The sequence below is a fragment of the Xenorhabdus sp. TH1 genome, assembly GCF_037260955.1.
Classification (GTDB): Bacteria; Pseudomonadota; Gammaproteobacteria; order Enterobacterales; family Enterobacteriaceae; genus Xenorhabdus; species Xenorhabdus griffiniae.
Map to the genome: position 1 here is coordinate 2,630,330 of NZ_CP147734.1, position 16,362 is coordinate 2,646,691.

The 16,362-nt window shown below is 42.8% G+C and carries 17 protein-coding genes; 14 read left to right on the forward strand and 3 right to left on the reverse strand.

Annotated elements, in window-relative coordinates:
• Window positions 1-7: 7 nt before the first annotated feature.
• From lptE to ybeD, 10 genes are all read left to right on the forward strand, one after another.
• Window positions 8-568 carry an LPS assembly lipoprotein LptE gene (gene lptE, locus WDV74_RS11530; protein ID WP_338882941.1) on the forward strand — a complete coding sequence of 187 codons (561 nt, stop codon included), beginning with the start codon at window positions 8-10 and terminating at the stop codon, window positions 566-568.
• Window positions 565-1,596 carry a DNA polymerase III subunit delta gene (holA, locus tag WDV74_RS11535; protein ID WP_338882942.1) on the forward strand — a complete coding sequence of 344 codons (1,032 nt, stop codon included), beginning with the start codon at window positions 565-567 and terminating at the stop codon, window positions 1,594-1,596. The genes lptE and holA overlap by 4 nt, the downstream gene beginning before the upstream one ends.
• On the forward strand, window positions 1,589-2,329 hold the full coding sequence (nadD, locus tag WDV74_RS11540) for a nicotinate-nucleotide adenylyltransferase (RefSeq protein WP_338882943.1): 741 nt from the start codon (window positions 1,589-1,591) through the stop codon (window positions 2,327-2,329). Before holA ends, nadD begins: the two co-directional genes overlap by 8 nt.
• Before the next feature lie 95 nt (window positions 2,330-2,424).
• Window positions 2,425-2,751, forward strand: coding sequence for a ribosome silencing factor (gene rsfS / locus WDV74_RS11545; RefSeq protein WP_189760561.1), 327 nt, complete (start codon window positions 2,425-2,427; stop codon window positions 2,749-2,751).
• 2 nt (window positions 2,752-2,753) lie between these two features.
• Complete coding sequence (rlmH, locus tag WDV74_RS11550; RefSeq protein ID WP_189760560.1) at window positions 2,754-3,224, forward strand: 23S rRNA (pseudouridine(1915)-N(3))-methyltransferase RlmH; 471 nt, start codon at window positions 2,754-2,756, stop codon at window positions 3,222-3,224.
• Window positions 3,225-3,260: 36 nt separating this feature from the next.
• Window positions 3,261-5,186 (forward strand): peptidoglycan DD-transpeptidase MrdA, encoded by a 1,926-nt coding sequence (gene mrdA / locus WDV74_RS11555; RefSeq protein ID WP_338882945.1) that lies wholly within the window; start codon window positions 3,261-3,263, stop codon window positions 5,184-5,186.
• Between the two features lie 8 nt (window positions 5,187-5,194).
• Window positions 5,195-6,307, forward strand: a complete 1,113-nt coding sequence (gene mrdB, locus WDV74_RS11560; protein ID WP_338882946.1) for a peptidoglycan glycosyltransferase MrdB — start codon at window positions 5,195-5,197, stop codon at window positions 6,305-6,307.
• Window positions 6,308-6,319: 12 nt separating this feature from the next.
• Entirely contained in the window at window positions 6,320-7,219 is a 900-nt protein-coding gene (gene rlpA, locus WDV74_RS11565) for an endolytic peptidoglycan transglycosylase RlpA (protein WP_338882947.1), read from the forward strand.
• 176 nt (window positions 7,220-7,395) lie between these two features.
• Window positions 7,396-8,604: a D-alanyl-D-alanine carboxypeptidase DacA gene (gene dacA, locus WDV74_RS11570; RefSeq protein ID WP_338882948.1), complete on the forward strand. Its 1,209-nt coding sequence runs from the start codon at window positions 7,396-7,398 to the stop codon at window positions 8,602-8,604.
• 97 nt (window positions 8,605-8,701) lie between these two features.
• Window positions 8,702-8,965: a DUF493 family protein YbeD gene (gene ybeD, locus WDV74_RS11575; RefSeq protein ID WP_047769148.1), complete on the forward strand. Its 264-nt coding sequence runs from the start codon at window positions 8,702-8,704 to the stop codon at window positions 8,963-8,965.
• A gap of 155 nt (window positions 8,966-9,120) precedes the next feature.
• On the opposite strand, the gene WDV74_RS11580 is transcribed toward ybeD, so the two are convergent.
• Entirely contained in the window at window positions 9,121-10,581 is a 1,461-nt protein-coding gene (locus WDV74_RS11580; RefSeq protein WP_338882950.1) for a TrkH family potassium uptake protein, read from the reverse strand.
• 171 nt (window positions 10,582-10,752) lie between these two features.
• Between WDV74_RS11580 and lipB the strand changes: the two genes are divergently transcribed.
• The 3 genes from lipB (at window position 10,753) to crcB (ending at window position 12,874) form a co-directional block, all read left to right on the forward strand.
• On the forward strand, window positions 10,753-11,400 hold the full coding sequence (gene lipB, locus WDV74_RS11585) for a lipoyl(octanoyl) transferase LipB (protein WP_338885598.1): 648 nt from the start codon (window positions 10,753-10,755) through the stop codon (window positions 11,398-11,400).
• Between the two features lie 118 nt (window positions 11,401-11,518).
• Window positions 11,519-12,484, forward strand: coding sequence for a lipoyl synthase (gene lipA / locus WDV74_RS11590; RefSeq protein WP_338882951.1), 966 nt, complete (start codon window positions 11,519-11,521; stop codon window positions 12,482-12,484).
• Window positions 12,485-12,499: 15 nt separating this feature from the next.
• On the forward strand, window positions 12,500-12,874 hold the full coding sequence (gene crcB / locus WDV74_RS11595) for a fluoride efflux transporter CrcB (RefSeq protein WP_338882952.1): 375 nt from the start codon (window positions 12,500-12,502) through the stop codon (window positions 12,872-12,874).
• Window positions 12,875-13,033: 159 nt separating this feature from the next.
• Here crcB and cspE read toward each other — a convergent pair whose 3' ends face one another.
• Entirely contained in the window at window positions 13,034-13,243 is a 210-nt protein-coding gene (gene cspE, locus WDV74_RS11600; RefSeq protein WP_047769142.1) for a transcription antiterminator/RNA stability regulator CspE, read from the reverse strand.
• A gap of 189 nt (window positions 13,244-13,432) precedes the next feature.
• Window positions 13,433-13,918, reverse strand: coding sequence for a methylated-DNA--[protein]-cysteine S-methyltransferase (locus tag WDV74_RS11605; RefSeq protein WP_338882953.1), 486 nt, complete (start codon window positions 13,916-13,918; stop codon window positions 13,433-13,435).
• A gap of 1,222 nt (window positions 13,919-15,140) precedes the next feature.
• Between WDV74_RS11605 and proV the strand changes: the two genes are divergently transcribed.
• Window positions 15,141-16,343, forward strand: coding sequence for a glycine betaine/L-proline ABC transporter ATP-binding protein ProV (gene proV, locus WDV74_RS11610; RefSeq protein ID WP_338882954.1), 1,203 nt, complete (start codon window positions 15,141-15,143; stop codon window positions 16,341-16,343).
• Window positions 16,344-16,362: the final 19 nt, after the last annotated feature.

The following is a 16,362-nucleotide window of genomic DNA, read 5'->3' on the forward strand; positions in this document are numbered from 1 at the left end:
CCTATTTGTGGTAGAAAAGAATCTACGACATCATATTTGTACATTTTTGCTCGGGTTAGCGGTGCTAGTCACCGCTGGCTGTGGTTTTCATCTTCGAGGCACAACACAAGTACCAAAGGAGTTGCAAACCTTGCAATTAAGTTCTGGTGACCCGTATGGGCCCCTGGCACGGGCAGTACGTCAGCAACTTCGGCTGAACGATGTCAAAATTGTGGAAAATGGCAATGCTTCATTACCTATTCTGAAATTGGTTGGCTCTCATGAAAACAAAGAGACAGTTTCTATCTTTCAGAATGGTAAAGCGGCTGAACGTCTGTTGGTACTGAATGTTGATGCACAAGTTCTCATGCCAGATGGCAGCATCTATCCATTGCGGGCAAAGGTTGATCGTTCTTTCTTCGATAACTCATTGGAAGCGCTGGCAAAAGATGCAGAAAATGAACTGGTTAAACAGGAAATGCGTGAACAGGCTGCCCGTCAACTGATGCGCCAATTGCTGACTGTTCATAGCTCAGAACTCCTGAAAGCCGAGACAAAACAAAAAGCTGCGGCTACACAGAAGCAATGATCCGACTGTATCCTGAACAACTTCCCTCGCAGCTCAATGAAGGGCTGCGAGGCAGCTACCTGCTATGGGGTAATGAACCATTACTATTGCAGGAAAGTCAAGACAGCATCCGCAAAGTGGCTGAGCAACATGGCTTTATGGAGAATTTCACCTTTACATTGGATAACCATACCGATTGGGATGAAATTTTTAATCTATGTCAGTCACTTAGCCTGTTTACCAACCGTCAGTCTCTCAACCTGCTGCTTCCAGAAAATGGTCCAAATGCCGCAATGGCAGAGCGGCTAACCAAGCTGTCAGGATTGCTGCATTCAGATATCCTGCTGATATTGCGCGGACACAAGCTGACGAAAGCGCAGGAAAATAGTTCTTGGTTCAAAACAATTGGGCAAAATGGGGTATATGTCAGTTGCTTGACACCTGAGCAAAATCGCCTGCCACAATGGGTGGCACAACGTGCTAAGAACATGGGGCTATTACTGGAAAATGAAGCCAATCAATTACTGTGCTATTGCTATGAAGGAAACCTATTGGCAATGGCCCAAGCCCTGGAGCGCCTTTCCCTGCTCTATCCTGATAATCGATTGACACTTCCTCGTGTAGAAGAAGCTGTTAACGATGCGGCTCACTTTTCTCCTTATCATTGGGTTGATGCTTTGCTGGCAGGAAAAATAAAGCGGGCATGGCATATACTGAAACAACTGCGGCAGGAAGATACCGAGACGGTTATTTTGCTCCGTACCATACAGAGGGAGCTAATGCTGCTTCTGGTACTTAAGCGTCAATGTACAACCGTCCCTTTGAAGACTTTGTTTGATCAACACAAGATTTGGCAAAACCGTAGAGCCTTGCTGTCAACCGCACTACAGCGCCTGTCACAGCGAGAGCTGCGATCTGCCATACATTTGTTGACCCAGATGGAACTGCGCGTCAAACAGGATTATAGCCAATCTATTTGGGCTGACCTGGAAACGCTTTCCATGTTGTTATGCGGAAAACCATTACCAGAGAACTTCCTGAATGCTTGAATCTATTGATCCAACCAATATCGATCAAGATATTGACTCAACGAATATTGCCCCAATCAATAACACTGATTTTGTAACTAATAGAAATTATCCGGTTATTCAGGCATTATTTGGAGGCACATTTGATCCTATCCATTATGGTCATTTACGCCCTGTAGAAGCACTGGCTCAATTAGTGGGACTCAAGCAGGTTATCTTATTACCAAATCACGTTCCCCCACACCGCCCTCAGCCAGAGGCAACCGCCCAGCAACGACTGGAAATGGTTCGTCTAGCCGTGCAGGGTAACCCTCTATTTACTGTGGATACCCGTGAACTAGAGCGACAAGCGCCTTCTTACACAATAGAAACACTGAAATCCTTTCGTCAGGAAATCGGTGAGCAACATCCATTGGCATTCATCATTGGCCAGGATTCATTACAAACTATTCATACCTGGCATAAGTGGGAAGAGTTGCTCGATATTTGTCATCTGTTGGTCTGCTCCCGTCCGGGTTATCAAAGCCAACTTACGGCTCCAGGAATGCAATCGTGGCTTGAAAAGCACCAAATTGGTTCTTCCCTCCCACTGAGCCAAAAACCTCACGGTTATATTTACCTAGCGGCCACTCCGTTGTTGAACATTTCAGCAACAGATATTCGTCAGCGTCACCAACAAGGAATAAGTTGTGATGATTTGCTGCCCCCATCGATACAAAATTATATCGATTCACAGGGACTATATAAGAAATAACGAAACCATGCGGTGATTTGCAGCTAACTCGCTTACTTTTATAGAGATTGGCGTGCTATTATTCTGCGTTACTTAACCAATTTGATGAAATAAAGGTGATCCTTTTGCAAGGCACAGAACTACAACAATTTGTTATTGATAGACTTGAAGATTCCAAAGCACAAGATATTGTTTCTATAGACGTTCGTGGAAAATCCAGCATTACTGACTGCATGGTTATCTGCACCGGAACATCAAATCGCCACTTGATGTCTGTGGCAGATCATCTGGTGGATGACTGCCGCCAAGCCGGTATTATGCCTTTAGGTGTTGAAGGACAAGGCATTTCAGACTGGATAGTCGTCGATCTCGGCGAGATCATGGTTCATGTGATGCAAGAAGACAGTCGCCGTATGTACGAATTGGAAAAACTCTGGAGTTGAGTTTGAAGTTACAACTGGTCGCTGTAGGAACAAAAATGCCGGACTGGGTACAGACCGGCTTTATGGATTATTTGCATCGTTTTCCCAAGGATATGCCTTTTGAGCTGATTGAAATTCCAGCGGGAAAACGGGGCAAAAATGCTGACATCAAACGCATTCTGGAAAAAGAAGGCGAACAGATGCTGGCTGCCGTTGGTAAAGGTAATCGTATTGTGACTCTGGATATTCCTGGTTCTCGTTGGGATACCCCACAATTGGCACAACAACTTGAACGCTGGAAACTGGATGGCAGAAACGTCAGCCTGTTAATTGGTGGCCCTGAAGGCTTGGCGCCCGCCTGCAAAGCAGCCGCGGAACAAAGCTGGTCACTTTCTCCTTTAACCATGCCACATCCTCTTGTACGAGTTTTGGTTGCGGAGAGCCTTTATCGGGCGTGGAGCATCACTACTAACCACCCTTATCATCGGGAATAAATTGGGTAATCTGACACCGTGAATTCTGGCAATGGGATGAAGAATCAACGAACCCCTTTTCGCGATCATTCTGCTGAATCGGCCTTATTCATACGCCGCGCATTCGTGGCGTTTATCGGCATTATTATTTTAACAGGCATCCTATTTGCCAATCTCTATCATCTCCAGATTACGCGCCACGAAGATTACCAAACCCGCTCGAATGGAAATCGCATTAAGCTCGTTCCTATAGCCCCAAGCAGGGGTATCATTTATGACCGTAATGGTACACCGTTAGCGGCTAACCGAACTATTTATCAGTTAGAAATTGTGCCACAAAAAGTCGCTGATCTTGATAAGACTCTAACCGAGCTACGCTCTGTCGTTGGATTGACTGACGAAGATATTGAAACCTTCCAAAAAGAGCGTCAACGTGCACGTCGTTTTACCTCCATTCCGCTAAAAACATCATTGACTCCAGTTCAGGTTGCTCGGTTCTCCGTCAACCAATATCGCTTTACGGGATTGGAAATCAAAGGATACCAACGTCGCTATTACCCCTATGGTTCCGCTCTCACCCATGTGATTGGCTATGTTGCCAAAATTAACGACAAGGATGTAGATAGACTAGAAAAAGAAGGTATTTTTGCAGACTACGCCGCCACCCATGATATTGGAAAATTGGGTATTGAACGTTATTATGAATCCGTTCTGCATGGCAAACCGGGTTATGAGGAAGTCGAAGTCAATAACCGCGGTAAAGTGATCCGCCAGCTACATGAACAACCACCACAAGCTGGCAAAGATATTTACCTGTCCATTGACTTAGAGCTGCAAACCTATATTGAAGAGATACTGACGACCAGCCGGGCAGGCGTTGTTGTTACCGATCCCCGCACAGGGGAGGTGTTGGCTATGGTTTCCAACCCAAGCTATGATCCGAACCTGTTTGTCGATGGTATTTCAAGTCAGGACTATAAATCTCTGCTCAATGACCCCAATCGTCCCTTAATTAACCGTGCCACACAAGGCGCTTATCCACCAGCATCAACAGTGAAGCCTTTTATTGCCGTTGCCGCCCTTAGTAGTGATGTCATTACAAAAAACACTACCATCAATGATCCTGGATGGTGGCAACTGCCAGGCTCAGAGAAGCGTTACCGTGATTGGAAGCGTTGGGGGCATGGCAAACTGAATGTGCACAAATCGATTGTCGAGTCAGCGGATACTTTTTTCTATCAACTCGCCTATGATATGGGTATCGATAAGATCTCCGAATGGATGACGAAATTCGGCTATGGTCAATTTACTGGCATTGATTTGAAAGAAGAAAATCCTGGTAATATGCCGACCCGTGAATGGAAACTTAAACGCTATAAAAAACCGTGGTATCAAGGCGATACAATTTCCGTTGGTATCGGCCAAGGATACTGGACTGCAACCCCTATGCAGATGGTAAAAGCTTTAATGACTTTGATTAATGATGGCGTAGTAAAAACACCCCATTTTTTGATGAATACGCGTGTAAATGGCGAAATGCAGCCTTACCAGCCCCCTGCCAGCGAACCGATTGGGGATATTCATTCTGGGTATTGGGAAATTGCTAAAGATGGCATGTATGGTGTTGCCAATGCCCCAAATGGCACAGCGCGTAGATCCTTTGCCGGTACGCCATATAAAGCGGCGGTTAAATCAGGTACAGCTCAGGTTTTCAGTTACGAAACCTATAATGCAAGTAAGCTTGCTGAACATCTACGTGACCATAAGCTGATGATTGCCTTTGCACCTTATGACAACCCGACGGTTGCCGTTTCCATCATTCTTGAAAATGGTGGCGCTGGGCCGCCTGTCGGCACTATTGTTCGCCAAATTCTGGATCATATTTTACTCAGGGATAGCAAAAACACCTCTCCTGCCAGCGCCGCCGCTGAAACAGGAGTCAATACGGCCAAAACACAAGCTACCCAAAACAGAAACTATTGAGTAACACCATGACAGATTCATCAAACAAGATCCCTTTCTGGACTCGACTACATATAGATATTCCATTATTGCTATGCGTTCTGGCATTACTGGTCTACAGCCTTTTCATTATGTGGAGTGCCAGTGGGCAAGACATTGAGATGATGGAGCGCAAAATAGGACAGGTCATCATGGGCCTCATCATGATGATCGCTTTAGCTCAGGTTCCTCCACGCATGTACGAAAACTGGGCGCCCTATCTCTATATTGTTTGTGTCATATTGCTCATCTTCGTTGATGTTTTTGGGCAAATTAGTAAGGGGGCGCAGCGTTGGCTGGATCTGGGTATTGTACGTTTCCAACCGTCAGAAATTGCCAAAATCGCCGTGCCTTTGATGGTAGCTCGCTTTATGAATCGAGATCTCTGTCCACCTTCACTGAAAAATACAGGCATTGCATTAGCTTTGACCTTTGTCCCTACTCTACTGGTAGCAGCACAACCCGATTTAGGCACATCTATTTTGATTGCTGCCTCTGGGATATTCATCCTATTTTTGGCGGGAATGAATTGGAAACTCATTGGTATTGCTGCTTTATTACTTGCCTGTTTCATCCCAATATTATGGTTCTTCCTGATGCATGATTACCAACGCGCCCGCGTTATGATGCTATTAGATCCAGAAAGTGACCCATTGGGCAAAGGTTACCATATTATTCAGTCTAAAATAGCTATTGGCTCAGGGGGAATATTTGGAAAAGGCTGGTTACAAGGCACTCAATCGCAGTTGGAATTCCTGCCGGAGCGACATACCGATTTTATTTTTGCCGTTCTGTCTGAAGAGTTGGGATTGATTGGCGTCCTGGTTTTGCTGGTACTCTACTTGCTGGTCATTATGCGTGGTTTATTTATTGCAACCAAAGCGCAGAATACTTTTGGCCGAGTCATGGTTGGAGGATTGACACTGATTTTCTTTGTTTATGTTTTTGTCAATATCGGCATGGTAAGCGGTATCCTGCCGGTAGTCGGTGTTCCCCTGCCGTTGATTAGTTATGGGGGATCAGCATTAATTGTCCTAATGGCGGGGTTCGGCATTATCATGTCGATACATACGCATCGTAAATTATTGTCCAAAAGCTTATGAGGAAGAAGTTTCATGCGTCAACAATGGCTTATACTTAGCATCGTGGCTGTACTAATATCAGGTTGTACCACAACAGATAACGTTCGGACACCTTCTCTTCCCCCACTTCCAACTCGTGAAGTTATGGGGGCTGAGCCTCAATATGAACCTTACCATCCAAATGCCAACCAAGATTATCAGCGGGATGGGCAAACCTATCACATAGTACAAGATCCTGCTCACTTTACCCAAACAGGCTATGCGAGTTGGTTCGGGGAAGATTCCAATGGAAAACTGACTGCTATTGGTGAACGAGCAAGTCCCTATGCTTTAGCGGCAGCACACCCGACACTGCCTATTCCAAGTTATGTTCGTGTCACCAACTTAAGCAATGGACGCATGATGATTGTTAGGATCAATGATCGCGGCCCTTACAATAAGCCAGGGAAAATTATCGAATTATCTCATGCAGCAGCAGAGCGGCTCAATTTGATGCCACAAAGTAAAGTAAAATTGGATGGCATTCTCGTTTCACCTGATGGCTCACTTTCCGGTCTGGGAACAGAAGGATCGACGATTGTTAAACAAAGCTTTGCTTTACCTGAAAGACCTAATCTTAGCCCTCAATCATCAATGCTTCCTGCTAACGAGAATACAGAGAAACAACCACCCGCTGAACAAGTTATTACCTCCCCTGCAACTGAATCAACAAACAGTTACATGGTACAAGTAGGCGCAATCAGCGCTGAACCAAAAGCCAAAGAATGGCAACAGTCATTGAGCCAGCGCTTTAATGTTCAAGGGCGTATTATCCCATTTGGTAACGTCTATCGCGTCCAGCTTGGACCATTCAATAGCCGCCAGCAAGCTATGGAATTACAAAAGAAATTGACAGATCAGATGCAGCAATCTTCGTTTATTGTTGCCCCCTGATCCCTTAAACACAATCACGATAACGCGATAAAAAGCATCACCCGCCTGCTGATATTTTCCTGTCAGCAGGCAGATAAATCTGCTGCACTCAGTTTTGTTTAATGTCAGCTTTTTTTTCATTTGTTATTATGTCAGTTATTATCAATCCTTCTCTCACGGATGTTATCTAATCAATCATGAAATACATAGTTACTTCCCGTTTTATTAAAAGAGCCACGTTAGGCATTGCTCTGGCTGCCAGCATTTCCGCATCTGCCTACGCGGATGATAATTTCAAGACCATGATCCCTGGTGTACCAGAACTGGATTCAGAAGCCTATATTCTGATTGATTACAACTCAGGAAAGGTATTGGCCGAAAAGGATGCAGATGTCCGCCGTGATCCTGCAAGTCTGACCAAAATGATGACCAGCTACGTCATTGGCCAAGCCATCAAATCAGGAAAAATCAAACCAGATGATATTGTTACTGTAGGTAAAGATGCCTGGGCAACGGGTAACCCGGTATTTAAAGGCTCGTCCCTGATGTTTTTAAAACCCGGTGATCAAGTTTCTGTCGCTATGCTCTCCCGCGGTATCAACTTGCAATCTGGCAACGATGCCTGTGTTGCGATGGCAGACTATGTGGCAGGCAGCCAAGATGCATTCGTTAGCTTAATGAATCAATATGTGCAAAGTTTGGGGCTGAAAAATACCCATTTTCAAACCGTGCATGGTTTGGATGCCAACGGTCAATACAGCTCTGCCCATGATATGGCTTTGATTGGCCAAGCCCTGATCCGTGATGTTCCAGATGAATATGCTATCTACAAAGAAAAAGATTTTACTTACAACAATATTCATCAGCCTAATCGCAATGGCTTGCTATGGGATAAGAGCCTGAATGTTGATGGTATTAAAACAGGCCACACCAGCGGCGCGGGATATAACCTGGTTGCTTCTGCTACCGAAGGCAATATGCGCCTGATTTCTGCGGTAATGGGTAGCCCAACCTCCAAAGGGCGCGAAACCGACAGCAAGAAATTATTGACGTGGGGTTTCCGTTTCTTCGAGACGGTTTCACCACTACAAGTTGGTAAAGAATTTGCGTCAGAGCCAATCTGGTATGGTGATACTGATAAGGTGCAATTAGGTGTGGACAAAAATGTTTACCTGACTATCCCTCGTGGCCGTTTGAAAGACCTGAAAGCTAGCTATGTATTAGACAATACCGAACTACATGCACCACTCGCTAAAAATCAAGTTGTCGGGACTATCAACTTCCAGCTTGATGGTAAAACCATTGAACAACGTCCATTAGTTGTGATGCAAGAAGTCAAAGAAGGTGGATTCTTTAGTCGTATGATCGATTATATCCGACTGATGTTCCATCACTGGTTCGGCTGATTTCTTGAGCGCCTATATTGATTACATACCGTTAGAAAATGACCACGCCACGGCAAATTAACCACGATGCCGTGGCAAAGATATTTTAGGAATATCCATGAAAACGAAATTAAATGAACTGCTTGAGTTCCCCTGCTCATTCACCTACAAAGTGATGGGCTTGGCTCAACCTGAGCTGGTGGATCAAGTGATTGAAGTTGTTCAACGCCATGCCCCGGGAGATTATTCTCCAGTCGTGAAACCCAGCAGCAAAGGCAATTACCATTCCGTGTCTATTACCATCAATGCGACACATATTGAGCAAGTTGAAACGCTGTATGAAGAGTTGGGTCAATTGGAGTTGGTTCGCGTTGTACTATAATAGTAAAACTACGATCCATTAAAACTCGATTCATTAAAATACAATGCGCTGATACACATCAGCGCATTGTTAATATCAGATGCAAGCATGATTATTTCGTGGAGACTTAGCCCAATGCGCCATAACATTAATTGATGTTCGCTCTGACATTCTGTTCAAAAACGCCAAAACGCTTTTGAACATAAAATCAGTATCGGGTAAATTTCCAATCGTCCCAACAACATGGCCGCACACATCATCCATTTCGCTATAGGGTCAAGATCACCGAATCCTTGCGCTGTCGCACCATATCCTATCCCCATGTTATTAATACAAGCCGCCGCAGTGGCAAATGAAGTCATCAAATCATAACCGAGCAAATTCAAGGCCCAGATAAAAAAACAACTAAAAAAGACATAGAGAAAAAAGAATCCCCAGACAGAACGCAATACCCTCTCCTGAACCACTGATTTGCCAATCTTAATCGTTGAGATGGCATTGGGATGAATGAGCTGGTTAATCTCACTCACACTCTGTTTTGCCAGGATCATGAAACGGAGAGCTTTAATGCCCCCACACGTTGATCCCACGCAGCCACCAAAAAAACTCACTGCCAGCAATAGCAATATTGTATGGGGAGGCCATTGAGCATAATCAGAGGTTGCTAAACCATTATCCGTCATCATAGAACTGGTCATGAAAAAGCCGTGAACAAAGGCTTCTGTCACGCCATACATGCCTGAACGGTATAATTCTAACCAGATAATGCCAACGATCACCGCCAACACCAGTAAGAAAAATTGCAATTCAGCATTTTTTAGCAGCGGTTTTAAGCTCCTGCGCGTCAGGGCAACAAAATAGAGCGTAAAGTTGACGGCTGACAGGACTGAAAAAATGCCCCCCACCATTTCAATAGCTGCACTGTCGTAATAACCAAGACTCTCATTGCGAGTAGAAAATCCACCCAAAGACACCGTTGAGATCCCATGACAGATAGCGTCAAACCACGACATTCCTGCGGCCCAAAAACTGGCTGAACAGAGCCCACCCAGCAACAAATATACTACCCACAAACTCTTGGCACCATCCGCGAGCCGGGGAGTCAACCGTTCTTCTTTGAAAGGGCCGGGCATTTCTGATTGGTAGAGTTTGGCACCACCAATCCCCAATAAAGGCAAAATGGCAACGGCAAGGACAATGACTCCCAAACCACCAATAAAATTGAGCTGAGCACGATAATAGAGCACGGACTTTGGTAGGGCTGAGACATCATTCAATACCGTGGCTCCGGTAGTCGTAATGCCAGATATCCCTTCAAACATTGCATCTACCAAATTGATATTTAAACTTTTATCGAGTACAAAAGGCAGAGCACTCAGCAATGAGAACAATAGCCAGAAAAGTACAATGATAAGAAATCCATCTTGTGTACTGGGCTGTGCCTTGGTTTTACGGGTAAAGTACCAGCCTATTCCACCTGTAACCAAGCCAATGACAAATGTCTCAAAAAAAGCAAAAACACTTTTTTCTTTATAAAACAGAGCCACAAAAGTAGGCAGCAACATTGAGAGGCTGTAAAGGAGCACCAGAAAACTACAAAGATGCCCCACAATCAGGAATTGGTTTTTTTTGACCATCTGCTAGCTCAAACAGGAGATTAAAGGGAAAATCGTCAAAATATATAACTATGATAATATAAAATAAAAATATATTCGCCTAATGAACAATATTGTTGCATTAAGGCATTCTCAAACTGGTGGGAATCATCTTACAGCGTTATACTGGCGGGCACTTTTTGTTAATGAATGATGAAATTTCCATTGCAACATAACACCATTATTTTACGCCAGTTAGGTATTCAGCCTTACGAACCGGTTTCTGATGCTATGCACCAGTTCACCGAGCAACGTACAGCGGAAACACTTGATGAAATCTGGCTTGTCCAACATGAAAAAGTATTTACGCAAGGCCAAGCCGGCAAAACTGAACATATACTTGCACCTGGTGATATCCCTGTCGTTCAGTCAGACAGGGGAGGACAGATTACTTATCATGGTCCCGGACAGCAGGTCATGTATGTTTTGATTGACTTAAAACGGTCAAAAATTGGGGTGCGTCAATTGGTCACTTCAATCGAAAATACCGTCATCGAAACGCTGACTCATTTTGGCGTGGAATCATATGCCCGCCCAGATGCTCCCGGAGTTTATGTCGCAGGTAACAAAATATGTTCCCTTGGGTTGCGTATCCGAAAAGGATGTTCTTTCCACGGTCTGGCACTGAATATTGCAATGGACTTACAACCATTTTTACGCATAAACCCTTGTGGTTATGCAGGAATGCAAATGGTTCAACTCAGTGACTTCGTCACCGGAGTGACCATTGAAGATGTACAACCCATTCTGGTGGAAAAATTCTGTCAGCTCTTGGGATTCCAACTCATCGATGAAAGATGATATAATTTTTTAACATTTTTCAAAAAAATTTGAATGGATTTATTGGCCTCGATATTTTTCTCATAACCATCAGGCAGTAAGTCAAAATCTGAAGAATATAACTGGAAGAAGCACGATTATGAGTAAACCAATTCAGATGGAACGAGGTGTCAAATACCGCGACGCAGACAAGATGGCTTTGATCCCTGTGAAAACAATTGCCACAGAACGTGAAGCACTTTTGCGTAAACCTGAGTGGATGAAAATCAAACTTCCTGCGGATTCCAGCCGCATTCAGGGTATCAAAGCGGCAATGCGCAAAAATGGGTTGCATTCTGTCTGTGAAGAAGCCTCCTGCCCTAACCTTGCTGAGTGTTTTAACCACGGAACCGCCACTTTTATGATCCTTGGCGCCATCTGTACTCGTCGCTGTCCATTCTGTGACGTCGCCCATGGTCGCCCAAATGCACCTGATGCAAATGAACCTATCAAGCTCGCGCAGACTATCCAGGACATGGGGCTGCGTTATGTCGTTATTACATCGGTTGACCGTGACGATCTGCGTGATGGTGGTGCACAACATTTTGCTGACTGTATCACGGCTATTCGTGAAAAAAACCCATCAATTAAGATTGAAACGTTAGTACCAGATTTCCGCGGGCGTATGGATCGTGCTCTGGAAATACTGACTGCAACTCCCCCTGACGTGTTCAACCACAATTTGGAAAACGTACCACGGGTTTATCGTCAAGTTCGTCCTGGTGCTAACTATGACTGGTCGTTGAAACTACTGGAAAAATTCAAAGAAGCACACCCTGGTATTCCAACTAAATCAGGCTTAATGGTGGGATTAGGCGAAACCAATGAAGAAATTTTAGAGGTCATGCGTGATTTGCGTAGACACGGTGTTACTATGCTGACTTTGGGGCAATATTTACAGCCAAGCCGCCATCACCTGCCAGTACAGCGTTATGTCAGTCCCGCTGAATTCGATGAAATGAAAGAAGCCGCGTTAGAAATGGGCTTTACCCATGCTGCCTGTGGTCCGTTTGTTCGCTCTTCATACCATGCTGACTTGCAGGCCAAGGGCGTAGAGATCAAATAATCTGTTGCCACCATCATGATGAATATTATATTTGCTGTATTTATTGGTGGTGGCATGGGTAGTGTACTACGCTGGTTCATCAGCCTTCGCCTAAATACCCCTGCTTCCCCTATTGCCGTTGGTACGCTGACGGCAAATTGTCTTGGTGCCTTTATCATTGGATTGGGTTTGGCCTATTTTAATAAAGCCACACATCTCGATCCGGTTTGGAAGCTGATGCTAACGACAGGGTTTTGCGGTGGGCTAACGACCTTTTCCACCTTTTCCGCTGAAGTCGTTCACTTATTGCAGGTCGGAAAAATAGGTTGGGCACTGTTTAGTATTTTGGTGAATATAATCGGCTCATTGTTGATGACAATATTGGCTTTTGCCATGATGAACAAACTGTAACTATCTATACTAATCCAACTTCAAGTTGCAGCTTTGTTTGTCTATATTTCCCCGCGTAGCAGGAGATATAAGACGTATCTTGAAAGACGATTAGTCTAAAAGCTAATAAAATAAAAAAACCCGTTATCAAAACGGGTTTTCAGAATACGGGATTCGAAATTAGATTGCGACAACGTTTGCAGCAGATGGACCTTTCGCACCCTCAGTAATTTCAAACTCTACTTTTTGGCCTTCGGCCAGAGTCTTGAATCCGCTAGACTGAATGGCGGAAAAGTGTACAAAAACATCTTTACTACCATCTTCTGGAGTGATGAAACCAAATCCTTTGGATTCATTGAACCACTTAACGTTACCTTTAATTTTTGACATTAAAACTTACCTTTAATAAAAAAGACACGAACTCTGTGTCACGTACAGTACAGCAAATAATATAGTCCACTGTCTGCAACATAGATCACGAAACATATAACCGAATGTAAAAAAACACACTTTTTGTTTAATTACATTGATTGATTTTATACGCCAATGGTGATTTCACAAATAAATTAGCGTTTTATTTTAATTCTGTTTACTTTTTACCTTTCTATTCTTTTCATGATCGAGTAACCACCTTTTGATATCCAGCCCACCGGTGTAGCCAACCAATTTACCATCATGTCCAATCACCCGATGACAAGGCACAATCAAAGAAATAGGGTTGCGTGAATTCGCCATACCGACCGCACGGCAATAATTTACCGATCCCAACGTTAGTGCCAACTGTTTATAACTCCACATTTCGCCATAAGGAATTTTACACAGTTTCTGCCAAACACGTTTTTGGAATTCAGTTCCCTGCATACTTAAAGGGACGGTAAATGTTAGCCGTTTCCCTTTAAAATATTCCTGCAGCTCTTTCACGCACTGCTTGGTTATCACACTCTTCGATTCTAATTCTTTCTTTTCGTTGACGAAATAGATACTGGTTACTCCTTCATCGTCCGCAGTGATATGTACATAAGGCTTGGGAAATCCATCTGGAGTATTCAGGTAATGATGATACATAAACTACCTCCATTTAATTTATTATTAAAAATTTCTGTACTAGCCTAGATCTCTCATTCATCAATTTGCAATGATGAATTCGGTTACACATCTGACAATTTGATAAAGAAACCATCGCGCCCTCTGACAATTAAAATTATGGCTCTGCCAATAAGTTATAATACTTTATTTTTAATGTTACCTCTTTAAAAAAGATTAAAACACCATATATGGATAAGATATTTTAATAAGGCACTATATATAGTATAAATTTCATAATTAAATTATCTCAATATAATATACATATGTTAGTTTTTATTATTATTAAATAATATAGCACCCAGAAATTTTACTAGAAGTGTTATTATTTATGGCAAACACCGTGGTATATCATTGGCTTATACTAAGTCAGAAAACGATAATCGAGTGCTAATTCCCCTAAATAAAGATACACTACACTGTTGTCAATCAACTCAATGGAGTGAAAAAGACAGTTATATACAGGCATTAACAACGTTCACTTACAAACTATATGAAGATCAACTCCCTAGGCACTAAATCTTGTGATTATTTTCCTTAGCAATGACTATTTTATTTCCTTAGAGTGGTAAAATGATGAACCCGGCATAATATCTAATAATTCGTTATTTCACCAATTATTAGATATTAAATTCTATATTTATTAATACGCTGTTTAATATAAAAACCCAAAAAGAGAGAATGAATAAAATAAATATTTAATACTGTATTTCAATTTAACACCATACGGTTAATCAATTAAAAAACGACAAATAAAAATGATGTATATCCTTGTTATACCGCTATTTATACACTATAGAATTACACTCACCAATCACATAACCATATTATGACAATAATTTAAACCCATCACTTTTTCATGATTTTTCCTATAATTAGAATGTGCATTATTATACACATCAAAAGAAAGAATAAAAAACAAAAAGATTGTAAAACCAATAAAACACGCCAGAAACAAAAAATAACTTCATTAATGATAATGATTTTTCTACAAAAAATTTATTTACACAGTTGAGCTTTACTAAATTAACACCCAAAAAATTCGCCTTCCCACCAATATTATGCTATGGAAAGCATAACTTTTTATTAACGATGTTAAATAAAGGGTTGTCAGTGTATTTTAATATGTTAGGGTATATGTTGGTAAAATAACACCGGAGTAATTGAACACAATATATCATCAACAACAGGAAAATATTATTCCATGACTGTTAAACTTGAAGTTAAGAATCTCTATAAAATATTTGGTAATAATCCTGAGCCAGCATTTAAGTTATTAGCAACCGGTCTCAGTAAAGAACAAATACTTGAAAAAACAGGTCTTACCGTCGGTGTTCAAGATGTCAATCTGGCCATTGAAGAAGGCGAAATATTTGTGATCATGGGATTATCTGGTTCAGGTAAATCCACACTAGTACGTCTTCTCAATCGTCTGATAGAGCCGACCAAAGGTCATGTACTTATCGACAACGAAGATATTTCCACCATCACAGAAACTCAGCTACGAGACGTTCGCCGTAGCAAGATCAGCATGGTCTTCCAGTCGTTTGCACTTATGCCACATTTGAATATTCTGGAAAATACGGCATTTGGTATGGAACTTGCCGGCGTTCCCAAAGAAGAGCGTCATCAAAAAGCACTTGAAACGTTGCAACAAGTCAATCTCGAAAACTACGCGCTATCATATCCCGATGAACTTTCCGGTGGGATGCAGCAACGTGTTGGGTTAGCGAGGGCTTTGGCTAACAATCCCGATATTCTGTTAATGGATGAAGCATTCTCAGCCCTCGATCCTCTCATCCGCGCTGAAATGCAAGATGAATTACTGCGCCTGCAAGGGGAACATCAACGTACCGTTGTTTTTATTTCCCACGATTTGGATGAAGCAATGCGTATCGGTGATCGCATTGCCATCATGCAGGACGGCATTGTCGTTCAAGTCGGCACACCTGATGAGATTATGAATAGCCCCGCTAATGATTATGTCAAAACTTTCTTCCGCGGTGTGGATGTTGGACATGTTTTCTCAGCCAAAGACATTGCCCGCCGTCGGCCAGAAACATTGCTTCATACCGCAGTAGGCTTTGGTCCCCGCTCTGCTTTGAAAGTGCTGGATAATGAAGACAGAAACTATGGTTATTTAATTGAAAAAGGCCAGAAGTTTATTGGCGTGGTATCTGTCAATTCCCTGCAACAAGCATTGGCAGAAAAAAAATCCATTGAACATGCCATCTTGGAAAAACCAACCGCCGTTTCAGCAGATATTCCGCTGAATGAATTGATATCCACTGTCGCGCAATCTCCTTGTGCCGTTCCTGTCATAGATAACAATAGCCGTTATTTAGGTGTCATTTCCAAAGGAATATTGCTACAGGCCTTAGATAAGGAGGCACCCAATGGACAATAACTCTCCACAGACAGTCACT